Raw genomic sequence first — 14,900 nt, 5'->3', positions numbered from 1 at the left:
CACCGTCCTCGGCCTCCGGGGCGCCCCGGGCTCTCCTGCGGGGCGGCCCGCAGGTCAAGGGTCGTGAGGTGACAGCGGCGGTCGCAGCCCGCTCGAGCCCGAGCGCGGAACGGGCCTGAATGCGCGACCGCCCCCGCTTCGGTTTCGAAACAGGGGCGCTCGGCGTTGGACGGTTACCAGCCTCGTGCGCGCCACTGCGCGAGGTGGGGCCGCTCCGTGCCGATGGTGGTGTCGTTGCCGTGGCCGGGATAGATCCAGGTCTCGTCCGGAAGGACGTCGAACAGCTTGGTCTCCAGGCCGTCCATCAGGGAGTTGAACTCTTCCGGACGTGTTGTCCTTCCAGGACCGCCCGGGAACAGGCAGTCGCCGGTGAAGACGTGGGGGTGGCCGTGCGGGTCGTCGTAGACCAGGGCGATCGAGCCCGGCGTGTGCCCGACCAGGTGGCGTGCCGTCAGCTCCACGTTCCCGACCCGGATGACGTCGCCGTCGTCGACCGGGACGTCGGTCGGTACCGGGATGCCGGCGGCGTCCTCGCGGCCGGCGAAGGTACGCGCCCGCGTGGCCGCCACGACCTCGGCGAGCGCCTGCCAGTGGTCGCCGTGCTGATGGGTGGTGACGACGGACGCGATGCCGTCGGCACCGATGGTGCCGAGCAGTGCCTGCGCGTCGTTAGCCGCGTCGATCAGCAGTTGCTCGTCGGTGGCCCGGCAGCGCAGCAGATAGGCGTTGTTGTTCATCGGGCCGACCGCGATCTTGGTGATCATCAGGTCCTTGAGCTCGTGCACGTCCGCCGGGCCGCCGACCGTCACCTGTCCGCTGTACGTCATGGTCGCAGCCTATAGCGGGGGAAGGGCCGGGAGCGGCCCGCCGTCGATCGTCAGCCCGGCTCCGTCACGGCGTCCGGCGAGCCAGCCGAGGAGGTCCGCCGGGGTGCCGGTGACGGTCACCTCGGGCTCGTCGGCCTTGCGGCCCGTGCGCCACGCGCGCGTGCCGTCCGTGAGGCGGGTCGGCGGCACATCGGGATGCCCGGCGAACCGCTCGGCGAGGAACTCGGTCTCCCGCACGGTGAACTCAGACGGCAGGTCCTCGAGCTCGTAGCCGATGCCGAGGTCCACGGCATGCAGCTCGACCTCCACCCACCGCCGGAACGGCACGCGGGCCGCCGCGTCGACGACGCCGTTGCGCAGCTCCACCGTCCGCGACCAGTCCGCGGGCGCGGCCGCGGCCGCCTGGAAGCGGGCCGCGCTCTCCCGGACGTCCGCGAGCTGGACCGGAAGGGGGCGCGGGGCGTCCCGCTCGATGTCGGCGTCGCGCACCTGGGCGTCGGCGTACATGGGACGGCCCTCGAAGACGTTCACCAGGGCGTCCGCGTTGCGGGCGAGGTGGGCGAGGACATGGCCGCGGCTCCAGCCGGGCAGCCGGGAGGGCTCGGCGACCGATGCGTCGTCCCGTCCGGCGAGTGCGTTGAGCAGCCGTTCGGTCGCGGTACGTACGGACTCCAGGTCATGAGCGTGATCAATCATGGTGCTGACCCTAGTCTCGCCACTCGTTCGGGTGAAGGAGGTCGGCCGAGACCGCTAATCGAATGTGCGTGCTATAAGGTCGGTGGCGGCGTCGGGCATGCTGGAAGGCCGGGGATTGTTGTGAACCGGTGAACCCCGGCCGAATCCCGACCGGCGTTGTCAGTGGCTCCCCCTAGTCTGAGGAAGACGGGGGCCCCGCCCCTGTCACTTCTCTCAAGAAAGGTGCGGACCGGCGTGGCCGACCGTCTCATCGTCCGTGGCGCGCGCGAGCACAACCTCAAGAATGTCTCGCTCGACCTGCCACGCGACTCGCTCATCGTCTTCACGGGCCTGTCGGGGTCGGGCAAGTCCTCGCTGGCCTTCGACACCATCTTCGCCGAGGGCCAGCGGCGCTACGTCGAGTCCCTCTCGTCCTACGCCCGGCAGTTCCTGGGGCAGATGGACAAGCCGGACGTCGACTTCATCGAGGGCCTCTCCCCGGCCGTCTCGATCGACCAGAAGTCGACCTCGCGCAACCCGCGCTCCACGGTGGGCACGATCACCGAGGTCTACGACTACCTGCGGCTGCTCTTCGCGCGCATCGGCAAGCCGCACTGTCCCGAATGCGCCCGGCCGATCACCCGCCAGTCGCCGCAGGCCATCGTCGACAAGGTGCTGGAGCTGCCGGAGGGCAGCCGCTTCCAGGTGCTCTCGCCGCTGGTGCGCGAGCGCAAGGGCGAGTTCGTCGACCTCTTCGCCGATCTCCAGACCAAGGGCTACAGCCGCGCGCGGGTGGACGGCGAGACGGTCCAGCTGTCCAGCCCGCCCACGCTGAAGAAGCAGGAGAAGCACACCATCGAGGTGGTCATCGACCGCCTCACGGTGAAGGACACCGCCAAGCGCCGGCTCACCGACTCCGTGGAGACCGCCCTCGGGCTCTCCGGCGGGATGGTGGTGCTCGACTTCGTCGACCTCGCCGCGGACGACCCCGAGCGCGAGCGCATGTACTCGGAGCACCTGTACTGCCCGTACGACGACCTGTCCTTCGAGGAGCTCGAGCCGCGCTCGTTCTCCTTCAACTCGCCCTTCGGCGCGTGCCCCGAGTGCTCCGGCATCGGCACGCGCATGGAGGTCGACCCCGAACTGATCGTCCCGGACGAGGACAAGTCCCTCGACGAGGGCGCCATCCACCCCTGGTCGCACGGCCACACCAAGGACTACTTCGGCCGTCTGATCGGAGCGCTCGCCGACGCGCTCGGCTTCCGTACCGACATCCCCTTCGCGGGCCTGCCCCAGCGGGCCAGGAAGGCCCTGCTGCACGGCCACAAGACGCAGATCGAGGTCCGCTACCGCAACCGGTACGGCCGGGAGCGGGTATACACGACGCCCTTCGAGGGGGCCGTCCCGTTCGTCAAGCGCCGGCACGGCGAGGCCGAGAGCGACGCCAGCCGGGAGCGCTTCGAGGGCTACATGCGCGAGGTGCCCTGCCCCACCTGCCAGGGCACCCGGCTGAAGCCGCTCGTCCTCGCGGTCACGGTCATGGAGAAGTCCATCGCCGAGGTCTCCGGCATGTCCATCAGCGACTGCGCCGAGTTCCTGGGCGAGCTGAAGCTCGACGCCCGCGACAAGAAGATCGCCGAGCGGGTCCTCAAGGAGGTCAACGAGCGGCTGCGGTTCCTGGTCGACGTCGGCCTGGACTACCTCTCGCTCAACCGCGCGGCCGCCACGCTCTCCGGCGGCGAGGCCCAGCGCATCCGGCTGGCCACCCAGATCGGCTCCGGCCTCGTCGGCGTCCTGTACGTCCTCGACGAGCCGTCCATCGGCCTGCACCAGCGTGACAACCACCGGCTGATCGAGACCCTGGTCCGGCTGCGGGACATGGGCAACACACTGATCGTCGTCGAGCACGACGAGGACACCATCAAGGTCGCCGACTGGATCGTCGACATCGGCCCCGGCGCCGGCGAGCACGGCGGCAAGGTCGTGCACAGCGGCTCCCTGAAGGAACTGCTGGCCAACGCCGAGTCGCAGACGGGGCAGTACCTGTCCGGCAAGAAGGCGATCCCGCTGCCGGACATCCGGCGCCCGCAGGACCCCTCGCGGCGGCTCACCGTCCACGGCGCCCGTGAGAACAACCTGCAGGACATCGACGTGTCCTTCCCGCTGGGCCTGTTCACCGCGGTCACCGGCGTCTCCGGCTCCGGCAAGTCCACGCTGGTCAACGACATCCTGTACACCCACCTGGCCCGCGAGCTGAACGGCGCGAGGAACGTGCCGGGACGGCACACGCGGGTGGACGGCGACGACCTCGTCGACAAGGTGGTGCACGTCGACCAGTCGCCGATCGGCCGCACCCCGCGTTCCAACCCGGCCACCTACACCGGCGTCTTCGACCACGTCCGCAAGCTCTTCGCGGAGACGACCGAGGCGAAGGTCCGCGGCTACCTGCCCGGCCGCTTCTCCTTCAACGTCAAGGGCGGCCGCTGCGAGAACTGCGCCGGCGACGGCACGATCAAGATCGAGATGAACTTCCTCCCGGACGTCTACGTCCCGTGCGAGGTCTGCCACGGCGCCCGGTACAACCGGGAGACCCTGGAGGTCCACTACAAGGGCAAGTCCATCGCCGAGGTCCTGAACATGCCGATCGAGGAGGCGACGGAGTTCTTCGAGGCCGTTCCCGCGATCGCCCGCCACCTCAACACCCTGAAGGACGTCGGCCTCGGCTACGTCCGGCTCGGTCAGGCCGCGACCACCCTGTCGGGCGGCGAGGCGCAGCGGGTGAAGCTCGCCAGCGAGCTGCAGAAGCGCTCCACCGGCCGCACGGTCTACGTCCTGGACGAGCCGACCACGGGCCTGCACTTCGAGGACATCAGCAAGCTGCTCAAGGTGCTCTCGGGCCTGGTCGAGAAGGGCAACACGGTCATCGTCATCGAGCACAACCTCGATGTGATCAAGACCGCCGACTGGGTCGTCGACATGGGCCCCGAGGGCGGCGCGGGCGGCGGACTCGTCATCGCCGAGGGCACGCCGGAGGAGGTCGCCGCGGTGGCGACCAGCCACACCGGGAAGTTCCTGCGTGAGATCCTCGGCGCCGACCGGATCAGTGACGGGGCCCCGGTCAAGGCCCCGCGCAAGGCCGCGGCGAAGAAGACGGTCGCGGCCCGGGCGACGACGCGGAAGACGGCCGCCACCGCCACGACCGCCGCGAAGAACACGGCGAAGTCAGCTGTCGCCAAGCCCGCCGAGACGAAGGCGACAGCCGCGAAGAAGACGACGCGGGCCCGCAAGGCCTGACGCGGGCACTCCGCGCGCGTGGGCCCGGGCCCTGGCGCGCGCAACGGTGAAAGGACGGCGCCCCGCGGGACTCCCGCGGGGCGCCGCCGCGTCCTCAGGCCGGGGCGAGGAGACGTTGCGCACGGAGGGGAGAGCCCTCCCGGTCAGTCGCGCCGGTCAGTCCCAGTCCCAGCCGATGCCCACCATCCCCGACCGCACCCGCGGCTCCACGAGATGCACCGAGCGGTGCCGGCCGCTGAGCGGCAGTTCCTGGCGGCCGCCGCGCGGCGCCGCCGCCGAGTGCTGGGTGAAGCGGTGGCAGCGCACCGGAATCGCGTTCTCCGTGAAGCGGACCTGGAGGGCGTACTGGCCGCCGGCCGTCCCGAAACCGCGCACGTACTCGCGGCACACGCCGGCGGTGCCGTCCTCGACGCCGTAACGGAAGAGGAAGGTGTCACCGGCCCGCAGCCGGGTGTCGAACAGGAGCTCCGCCACGAGCACGCCGGTGTCGTGATGGCGGCGGACACGGCCGGCCCGGCAGTTCTCCAGGGCGTGCACGGTCATCCGCTCAGGCGCGCAGCCGGGGTCGCCGTGATGGACGGCGACGAAGCGGTCGACGCCGTCGTGATGGGCGCGCACGATGTGCTGCGACTCCCGGCTGGAAAGCTCGCGGCGCGCCCCGATGCGCACCCGCTCGTGATGGCCGAGCGTGTGCAGACCCCCGTCCACGGAGCACTCCAGTTCGGCGAGCAGCCGTTCGAGAGCTCCGGAGGCCTGCAGCAGCGAACGGTAGGAGCGTCCGGCGGACTCCCTTGCCGACGCGGTCCCGTGTCCGTCGTCGGACTCCGCGAGCAGCCGGATGAGGGACTCGTCCGGCAGATGCAGGATCTCCTCCAGCGCGCGCACGGCGCGCAGCGACTCGGGGCGCTGCGGCCGCCGGGCGCCCTGCTGCCAGTAACTCAGGCTTGTGACGCCCACCCGGACCCCGTACCGCGACAGATGATGCTGGACGCGCTGCAGCGGCAGTCCGCGGGCGGCGATCGCGGCCCGCAGCGCCACGTGGAAGGGGCCGCCCTGCAGGGCCGTGTCCAGTTCCGCGGCGGGGGCCTGGCCGGCGGTGTCCGCGTGCTGTGGGGCGTGCGGCATGCAAGGGGCCTTTCTGTGAATGCTCACGACGGTTGGTCGGACCGTTCGTGCGAAGGGCCGGGGCCTTGCCGGCCACGCGGAGCGCCTTCACATCCGAAAGGCGGCGTTCAGGCCCCGAGTTCCCCCGCATTGAAGCGTGTTGACCAAGTCCCGACAACACCTGATGCCCGAGTGGCATGTGCGTGTGGCCGAGTCGACGCCCCCGGCCCCGCCCCTGCCGAGCCTCCGCCCCACCCTTGCCGCGCCCCCCGGCCCCACCCGCCCCGCGCCCCCGGCCCCACCTCTGCCGTGCCCGTGCCCGCACAGGGCCCGGGCGGCCGCCCCGGACGTTGTCCACAGCCCCACCGGAGTGTCACCCCGCGCCAGTAGGGTGTGAGACATGGCCGATCCCTCCAGCTACCGCCCCAAGCCGGGACAGATCCCGGACTCTCCCGGGGTGTACCGGTTCCGCGACGAGCACCGCCGGGTGATCTACGTCGGAAAGGCGAAGAGCCTGCGCCAGCGCCTGGCGAACTACTTCCAGGATCTGGCGGGCCTGCACCCGCGCACCCGCTCGATGGTCACCACGGCCGCGTCGGTGGAGTGGACGGTGGTGTCCACGGAGGTCGAGGCGCTGCAGCTGGAGTACTCCTGGATCAAGGAGTACGACCCCCGGTTCAACGTCAAGTACCGCGACGACAAGAGCTACCCGTACCTCGCGGTCACGATGAACGAGGAGTACCCGCGTGTGCAGGTGATGCGCGGCCAGAAGAAGAAGGGCGTCAGGTATTTCGGGCCGTACGCGCACGCGTGGGCGATCCGGGACACGGTCGACCTGCTGCTGCGCGTCTTCCCCGTGCGCACCTGCTCCGCCGGCGTCTTCAAGAACGCGTCGCGCACCGGCCGGCCCTGCCTGCTCGGCTACATCGGCAAGTGCTCCGCACCCTGTGTGGACCGCATCGGCGCCGACGACCACCGGGAACTGGCCGACGAGTTCTGCGACTTCATGACCGGCCGCACCGGCACCTACCTCCGCCGTCTGGAGAAGCAGATGACGGAGGCGGCCGACGAGATGGAGTACGAGCGGGCCGCCCGCCTGCGCGACGACATCGAGGCCCTGAAGAAGGCCATGGAGAAGAACGCGGTCGTGCTCGCGGACGCGACCGACGCCGACCTGATCGCCGTCGCCGAGGACGAGCTGGAGGCGGCCGTCCAGATCTTCCACGTCCGCGGCGGGCGGGTGCGCGGTCAGCGTGGCTGGGTGACCGACAAGGTCGAGGACGTCACGACGGGCGCCCTCGTCGAGCACGCCCTCCAGCAGCTGTACGGCGAGGAGCGCGGCGACTCCGTGCCCAAGGAGGTCCTGGTCCCCGCCCTGCCCGAGCCCGTGGAACCCGTCCAGGACTGGCTCACCGGGCGCCGCGGGTCGAACGTGTCCCTGCGCATCCCGCAGCGGGGCGACAAGAAGGCCCTGATGGAGACCGTCGAGCGCAACGCGCAGCAGGCGCTCGTGCTGCACAAGACCAGGCGTGCCTCCGACCTGACCACGCGCTCGCGTGCCCTGGAGGAGATCGCCGAGGCGCTCGACCTGGACAGCGCCCCGCTGCGGATCGAGTGCTACGACATCTCCCACCTCCAGGGCGACGACGTGGTGGCCTCGATGGTCGTCTTCGAGGACGGCCTCCAGCGCAAGAGCGAGTACCGCCGCTTCCAGATCAAGGGCTTCGAGGGCCAGGACGACGTCCGCTCCATGCACGAGGTGATCACCCGCCGCTTCCGGCGCTACCTCGTCGAGAAGGAGCGCACGGGCGAGTGGACCGACGGCGAGAGCACCTCCGCCGACACCACCGGCCTGCCCGCGGCCGACGCCACCGGACTGCCCTCCGACACCACCGGACTGCCCTCCGACGCCACCGAACTGCTCTCCGCCGACGGCGCGGAAGGCGTTCCTGCGCATGCCACCGGAGTCACGCGGGTCCACGACGCGGGGGAGCTCCTGACCGATGCGTCCGAAGCGCCCCTGACCAGCAGCCTCAAGGACGAGGACGGTCGTCCCAGGCGCTTCGCCTACCCGCCCCAGCTCGTCGTCGTCGACGGCGGACAGCCGCAGGTGGCGGCCGCCAGGCGGGCGCTGGACGAGCTGGGGATCGACGACATCGCCGTCTGCGGCCTCGCCAAGCGCCTGGAGGAGGTCTGGCTGCCGGGCGATGACGACCCGGTCGTCCTGCCCCGCAGCAGCGAGGGGCTCTACCTGCTCCAGCGCGTGCGCGACGAGGCCCACCGCTTCGCGATCACCTACCAGCGCACCAAGCGGGCCAAGCGCTTGCGCTCCGGCCCGCTCGACGAGGTGCCGGGTCTCGGAGAGACCCGCAAGCAGGCGCTGATCAAGCACTTCGGCTCGGTGAAGAAGCTGCGGGCCGCGACGATCCAGCAGATCTGCGAGGTCCCGGGGATAGGCCGCAAGACGGCCGAGACCATCGCCGCGGCCTTCGCCCGGGCGGCGCCGCCCGCCCCCGCCGTGAACACGGCCACCGGAGAGATCATTGAGGAAGAGGAACCCGGCGCCACGCCGGATTCCCCCGGAGACCCCGTCACCGCGGGCGCCCCGGAAGAACGACGGGGGCAGGAGACATGACCGAGCACGACGCAGACCCCACGCAACGGCGGGAACAGTCGCCCACTACTGTGCCGACAGCCGCGTCCCAGCAGGGACACAGGGATCCCGGAGAGGATCCCGCCCAGCACCCCGCGGTCCCCGACAGCCCGCAGCCAGAAGCACGCCATGAAGACGGAGCACAGGTGAGTACCGACGTCGCGCCGCCCGGGATCCCCGAGGCGGCCATCCCCGAGCTGGTGATCATCTCCGGCATGTCCGGGGCCGGCCGTTCGACCGCGGCCAAGTGTCTGGAGGACCTCGGCTGGTTCGTCGTCGACAACCTGCCGCCCGCCCTGATCCCGACGATGGTGGAGCTGGGCGCCCGTTCCCAGGGCAACGTGGCGCGGATCGCGGTCGTCGTCGACGTCCGCGGCCGGCGCTTCTTCGACAACCTCCGCGAGTCGCTCGCCGACCTCGAGACGAAGGGCGTCACCCGGCGGATCGTCTTCCTCGAGTCCTCCGACGACGCCCTGGTGCGCCGCTTCGAGGGGGTACGGCGCCCGCACCCCCTGCAGGGGGACGGCCGCATCGTCGACGGCATCGCCGCCGAGCGTGAGCTGCTGCGCGAGCTGCGCGGCGACGCCGACCTGGTGATCGACACCTCCAGCCTGAACGTGCACGAACTGCGCGCCAAGATGGACGCCCAGTTCGCCGGCGAGGAGGAGCCCGAGCTGCGGGCGACCGTCATGTCCTTCGGCTTCAAGTACGGCCTGCCGGTCGACGCCGACCTGGTCGTGGACATGCGGTTCCTGCCCAACCCGCACTGGGTCCCGGAGCTGCGCCCCTACACCGGGCTCAACGAGGAGGTCTCGGCGTACGTCCTCAACCAGCCCGGCGCCAAGGAGTTCCTGGACCGGTACGCGGAGCTCCTCCAGCTGGTCGCCGCGGGCTACCGCCGGGAGGGCAAGCGCTATGTGACCATCGCGGTCGGCTGCACGGGCGGCAAGCACCGCTCGGTGGCCATGTCGGAGAAGCTCGCCGTGCGCCTCGCGGCCGAGGGCGTGGAGACGGTGGTCGTGCACCGGGACATGGGACGGGAATGACGGGACGTTCTCCACGGCTCGGCCGGCTGCGCAAGGTCGCCCCGGAGGGGCGCACGGGCCGGCCTGCCGAGGCCCGCGGCGGCAAACCGCGCCGCCGCGGCGCCCAGCCCAAGGTGGTCGCCCTCGGCGGCGGCATGGGCCTGTCCGCCTCGCTCACCGCACTGCGCCGGATCACCGGCGACCTCACCGGCGTGGTCACGGTGGCCGACGACGGCGGCTCCAGCGGCCGCCTGCGTGAGGAACTGGGCGTCCTGCCGCCCGGCGACCTGCGCAAGGCGCTCGCCGCGCTGTGCGGCGACGACGACTGGGGCCAGACCTGGGCCCGGGTCATCCAGCACCGTTTCCAGTCGCAGGGCGAGATCAACGGCCACACGGTGGGCAACCTGCTGATCGTCGCCCTGTGGGAGCAGCTCGGCGACCACGTGCAGGCCCTGGACCTGGTCGGCCGGCTGCTCGGCGCGCAGGGGCGCGTGCTGCCCATGTCGGCCGTGCCGCTGGAGCTCCAGGCGCTGGTGAAGGGGCACGATCCGGAGCGGCCCGACGACGTCGACACGGTCCGGGGGCAGGCGACCGTGGCGCTGACACCGGGCGAGGTGCAGTCCGTGCACCTGGTGCCGCACGACCCGCCGGCCGTCCCGGAGGCCGTCGAAGCGGTCCTGGACGCCGACTGGGTGGTGCTGGGGCCGGGCTCCTGGTTCTCCTCGGTCATGCCGCATCTGCTGGTGCCCGACCTGCTCGACGCGCTCATGGAGACGAAGGCGCGCCGGGTGCTCTCGCTGAACCTCGCTCCGCAACCCGGTGAAACCGACGGCTTCTCCCCGCAGCGTCATTTGGAGGTTTTGGGACGACACGCCCCTAAACTCGCCCTGGACGTGGTGCTGGCCGACGAGGCAGCCGTGCCCGACCGCGACTCGCTGGCCGACGCCGCCCAGAGGTTCGGAGCCGCGGTCGAGCTGGCGCCGGTGGCCCGGCCCGACGGAACCCCGAGGCACGACCCGGAGCTGTTGGCCGCCGCGTACGACCGTATTTTTCGGATGCATGGAAGGATCGGCCCATGGCGATGACGGCAGCGGTGAAGGACGAGATCTCCCGGCTCCCCGTCACCCGGACCTGCTGCAGAAAGGCGGAGGTCTCCGCCATCCTGCGGTTCGCCGGCGGCCTGCACCTGGTGAGCGGGCGCATCGTGATCGAGGCGGAGCTGGACACGGCGATGGCGGCCCGTCGGCTCAAGCGGGACATCCTGGAGATCTTCGGGCACGGCTCGGAGCTGATCGTGATGGCGCCCGGCGGTCTGCGCCGCGGTTCGCGCTATGTCGTGCGGGTGGTCGCGGGCGGTGACCAGCTCGCCCGGCAGACGGGGCTCGTGGACGGCCGCGGGCGCCCCATCCGGGGCCTGCCCCCGCAGGTGGTCTCCGGCGCGACCTGTGACGCGGAGGCGGCCTGGCGCGGCGCGTTCCTGGCGCACGGCTCGCTCACCGAGCCCGGCCGCTCCTCCTCGCTGGAGGTGACCTGCCCGGGCCCCGAGGCCGCGCTCGCGCTGGTCGGCGCTGCCCGCCGGCTCTCCATCGCGGCGAAGGCCCGGGAGGTGCGCGGGGTCGACCGGGTCGTGGTCCGCGACGGCGACGCGATCGGCGCCCTGCTCACCCGGCTGGGCGCGCACGAGTCGGTGCTGGCCTGGGAGGAGCGCCGGATGCGCCGCGAGGTGCGCGCCACGGCGAACCGGCTCGCCAACTTCGACGACGCCAACCTGCGCCGTTCGGCGCGCGCCGCGGTCGCCGCCGGGGCCCGTGTCCAGCGGGCGCTTGAGATCCTCGCCGACGAGGTGCCCGAGCACCTCGCGGCGGCCGGCCGGCTGCGCATGGACCACAAGCAGGCCTCCCTGGAGGAGCTGGGCGCGCTCGCCGACCCGCCGCTGACGAAGGACGCGGTCGCCGGGCGGATCCGCCGGCTGCTGGCGATGGCCGACAAGCGGGCCTCGGACCTCGGCATCCCGGGCACGGAGTGCAACCTGAGCGAGGAGCTCGCCGACAACCTGGTGGGCTGATCGCTCGTCAGGAGGCCGGTGGGGGCGTCCGATCGGGCGACCCCACCGGCTTTTGTCTGGCTATGAGGCGCTCTTGACTGGATCATGAACTGTCATGAGCCTGGCAGAGTTCGCTGCTGTGGCGAACTCACGCTAGGGGGGTTCATGAGACCTAGAGCGAGATCGATCCTCGCTGTCGGCGCACTCCTGCTCGGCGGAGCGGCACTCGCGCCCATCGCCCAGGCGCAGCCCGCACACTCACCGAAGCCCGATCCGGCCGAGGTCAAGGTCTTCCGCGCCGAGGTCACCGGACAGCAGGTACCCCTGCTGCTGGCGGCCGGACAGGACGGACACGAACTCAGCGAGCAGGTGCCCGCGAAGGGCACCGCCACCGTCGAGGTCTACCTCACGGACGAGCAGGCGAAGAAACTCGGCAAGCAGGGTGTCCGGCTCGCCGAGCACACCCTCTCGGCCACGTCCGAGAACCGGGTGGAGGCCGCCGCCGAAGGCGTGTTCCGCCCGTACAGCGGAAGCGGCGGCCTGCGGGAGGAGATCCTGCGCACCGGCCGGCAGAACCCGGGCCTCACCAAGGTCGTCTCCCTCGGCAAGACCGTGAACGGCCAGGACATCCTCGCGGTCAAACTGACCAGGGACGCGAAGAAGTCCGCCGACGGCTCCAAGCCCTCGGTGCTGTACATGTCCAACCAGCACGCGCGTGAGTGGATCACCCCCGAGATGACCCGGCGGCTGATGCACTACTACCTGGACAACTACCGGACCGACAAGCGCGTCAAGAAGATCGTCGACTCCAACGAGCTGTGGTTCGTCCTGTCGGCCAACCCCGACGGCTACGACTACACCTTCAAGAGCACCGACAACCGCATGTGGCGCAAGAACCTGCGGGACGTCAACGGCGACGGCGCGATCTCCACCGGCGACGGCGTCGACCTCAACCGCAACTTCGCCTACAAGTGGGGCTACGACAACGAGGGTTCCTCGCCGAACCCCACCAGCGAGACCTACCGCGGCGCGAAACCCGCCTCCGAGCCCGAGACCAGGGCGCTCGACGCCTTCGAGAAGCGCATCGGCTTCACCTACGGCATCAACTACCACTCCGCCGCCGAACTCCTCCTCTACGGGGTCGGCTGGCAGGTCGCCACCGACACCCCGGACGACGTCGCCTACGAGGCGCTCGCCGGCACCCCCGAGAACTCGGCCGTCCCGGGCTACCACCCGCAGGTCTCCTCGGAGCTGTACACCACCAACGGCGAGGCGGACGGCCACGCCTCGAACGTCAACGGCATGGCCATGTTCACCCCCGAGATGTCGACCTGTCAGACCGCGTCGAACGTCGACCCCGACGACCAGTGGAAGAGCGCGGACTGCCGGTCGGTCTTCACCTTCCCGGACGACGAGAAGCTGATCCAGGCCGAGTTCGCCAAGAACGTCCCGTTCGCGCTGTCGGTCGCCGAGTCCGCCGCGCGCCCCGACCGCCCGAAGTCCTCGGTCGGTCTGGCCGCCGCCGACTTCACCCCGGCGCCGTTCACCACGTCCTACGCGCGCGGTGCGGACCAGCAGGTCTCCGTCGTCGTCCGCAAGGCGGTCCGCGACAAGGAGCTCAAGTACCGCGTCAACGGCGGCCGCACCCGGGACCAGGCGCTCCGGCACTGGAAGGGCGGCGAGACCTACGGCGGGGAGGACAACCTCTACTTCGACGCCTACCGGGCCAAGGTGAAGGACGGCAAACCGGGCGACAAGGTCGAGGTGTGGTTCACCGGGAAGGCCGAGAACGGCAAGAAGGTCTCCAGCGCGCACTTCACCTACACCGTCGCCGCGCGGCCCCAGGCCGACACGCTGGTGGTCGCCGAGGAGGGCGCGGCCGCCACGCAGGCGCAGACGTATGTGGACGCGCTGAAGGCCAACGGCCGCAAGGCGATCGTCTGGGACGTCGCCGCACAGGGGGCGCCCGACGCGCTCGGCGTGCTGAGCCACTTCCGCACGGTCGTCCACTACACGGGCGCGAGCACCCCCGGCAACCCGACCCAGCTCGCGCTGCGCGCCTTCCTCAACGAGGGCGGCAAGCTGATCGAGGCGGGCGAGCTGGCCGGCGGCAGCGTCGCGCTCGCCGACGGCACCCCGTCGAACGACTTCAGCCAGTACTACCTGGGCGCCTACTCCCGCACCTCGACCCCCGGCGCCACCGGCTTCACCGGTTCCGGCAGGCTCGGCGCACTGAGCGCGGCTCTCGGCCCGGCCACGGGCAACCCGCTCGACAAGGCGGGCACCTACGCGGTCACCTCGGACGAGCTGCCCGCGGCCGCCTACCCGCAGTTCGCGAGCGCGGGCGCCGGCCAGTTCGCCGGGACGGTCAACCCCTACGGGCCGTACGCGGGCTCGTACATGGCCGCGGCCGTGCACACCGACGACGCCTACAAGCGCCTCACCCGCACCGTCGACCTCAGCGGCGTCGGCGCGGCGGCCAAGCCGACGCTGCGCACCCAGCTGCTGTGGGACACCGAGCCGGGCTACGACAACGCGATCGTCGAGATCCACACCGTCGGCGGCGACGACTGGACCACGCTTGCGGAGGCGGGCGGCGCCACCAGGACCACCGTGCCCGCGGAGTGCGGGGCCGGTTTCTACGTCGGTGAGCACCCATGGCTCGAGCACTACCTGACCCTCGCCGCGAACGACTGCACCGCGACCGGGTCCACCGGCTCCTGGAACGCCCTCACCGGCGCCTCCAGCGGCTGGCAGCAGGTGAACTTCGACCTGAGCGCGTACGCGGGCAAGAACGTCGAGGTCTCGATCGCCTACGTCACCGACCCGGGCAGCGGCGGCCGCGGCGTGCTCGCGGACGACGCCTCGCTGGTCGTCGGCGGCGGCGCCGTCGAGACCGAGGGCTTCGAGACGTCGCTCGGCGCCTGGAAGGCCGGCGGACCCCCCGCGGGCAGCCCGGGCGTGCTGAAGGACTGGGCGCGCACCGGCGTCCTGTTCCAGACGTACGGAGCGGTCACCACCGACGACACCGTGCTGCTCGGCTTCGGCCTGGAGCACGTCGCCGCGGCGGCCGACCGAAAGGCGCTCATCGGAAAGGCGCTCGCCTCACTTGGGCGATGACACGCCCAAGTCAACCCTTCGTGACGGTTCGTAACCGGATCGAGTGATCGGGCCCGTCCGGCCCGTGCGGTCCGTACCCCTACTGGCGGGTACGGACCGCCGTGCCGTGTATGGGCCGACTCGATGTCACTCCGGCGGCCCCGGAGAGGTAGGGTCGT

Annotated in this window: 9 protein-coding genes; 6 read left to right on the top strand and 3 right to left on the bottom strand. The window is 71.2% G+C overall.

Features of this window, described 5'->3' with window-relative positions:
• Nucleotides 1-173: 173 nt before the first annotated feature.
• Both QF032_RS10455 and QF032_RS10450 read right to left on the bottom strand, forming a co-directional pair.
• A complete protein-coding gene (locus tag QF032_RS10455) occupies nucleotides 174-827 on the bottom strand; it encodes an MBL fold metallo-hydrolase (RefSeq protein WP_307055844.1) in 654 nt (217 codons plus the stop codon).
• Between the two features lie 9 nt (nucleotides 828-836).
• On the bottom strand, nucleotides 837-1,523 hold the full coding sequence (locus QF032_RS10450) for a maleylpyruvate isomerase family mycothiol-dependent enzyme (protein WP_307055842.1): 687 nt from the start codon (nucleotides 1,521-1,523) through the stop codon (nucleotides 837-839).
• 234 nt (nucleotides 1,524-1,757) lie between these two features.
• Between QF032_RS10450 and uvrA the strand changes: the two genes are divergently transcribed.
• Nucleotides 1,758-4,796 carry an excinuclease ABC subunit UvrA gene (gene uvrA, locus QF032_RS10445; protein WP_307055840.1) on the top strand — a complete coding sequence of 1,013 codons (3,039 nt, stop codon included), beginning with the start codon at nucleotides 1,758-1,760 and terminating at the stop codon, nucleotides 4,794-4,796.
• Nucleotides 4,797-4,952: 156 nt separating this feature from the next.
• Here the strand turns inward: uvrA and QF032_RS10440 are convergent, their stop codons facing one another.
• Nucleotides 4,953-5,921: a hypothetical protein gene (locus tag QF032_RS10440; protein WP_307041785.1), complete on the bottom strand. Its 969-nt coding sequence runs from the start codon at nucleotides 5,919-5,921 to the stop codon at nucleotides 4,953-4,955.
• 379 nt (nucleotides 5,922-6,300) lie between these two features.
• On the opposite strand from QF032_RS10440, the gene uvrC reads away from it, so the two are divergent.
• The 5 genes from uvrC (at nucleotide 6,301) to QF032_RS10415 (ending at nucleotide 14,742) form a co-directional block, all read left to right on the top strand.
• On the top strand, nucleotides 6,301-8,535 hold the full coding sequence (gene uvrC / locus QF032_RS10435) for an excinuclease ABC subunit UvrC (protein WP_307055838.1): 2,235 nt from the start codon (nucleotides 6,301-6,303) through the stop codon (nucleotides 8,533-8,535).
• A complete protein-coding gene (gene rapZ / locus QF032_RS10430; protein ID WP_307055836.1) occupies nucleotides 8,532-9,599 on the top strand; it encodes an RNase adapter RapZ in 1,068 nt (355 codons plus the stop codon). The genes uvrC and rapZ overlap by 4 nt, the downstream gene beginning before the upstream one ends.
• On the top strand, nucleotides 9,596-10,663 hold the full coding sequence (locus QF032_RS10425) for a gluconeogenesis factor YvcK family protein (RefSeq protein WP_307041779.1): 1,068 nt from the start codon (nucleotides 9,596-9,598) through the stop codon (nucleotides 10,661-10,663). The genes rapZ and QF032_RS10425 overlap by 4 nt, the downstream gene beginning before the upstream one ends.
• Nucleotides 10,654-11,643 carry a DNA-binding protein WhiA gene (gene whiA / locus QF032_RS10420; RefSeq protein WP_307041777.1) on the top strand — a complete coding sequence of 330 codons (990 nt, stop codon included), beginning with the start codon at nucleotides 10,654-10,656 and terminating at the stop codon, nucleotides 11,641-11,643. Before QF032_RS10425 ends, whiA begins: the two co-directional genes overlap by 10 nt.
• A 144-nt stretch (nucleotides 11,644-11,787) precedes the next feature.
• The gene (locus QF032_RS10415) at nucleotides 11,788-14,742 is read left to right on the top strand and encodes a M14 family metallopeptidase (protein ID WP_307041775.1); all 2,955 of its coding nucleotides are present in this window, start codon (nucleotides 11,788-11,790) and stop codon (nucleotides 14,740-14,742) included.
• The last annotated feature ends 158 nt before the right edge of the window (nucleotides 14,743-14,900 follow it).

This window comes from Streptomyces achromogenes (assembly GCF_030816715.1).
Classification (GTDB): domain Bacteria; phylum Actinomycetota; class Actinomycetes; order Streptomycetales; family Streptomycetaceae; genus Streptomyces; species Streptomyces achromogenes_A.
The sequence above is the reverse complement of the archived record's forward strand: the minus strand, read 5'-3'. Positions and strand labels throughout refer to the sequence as shown.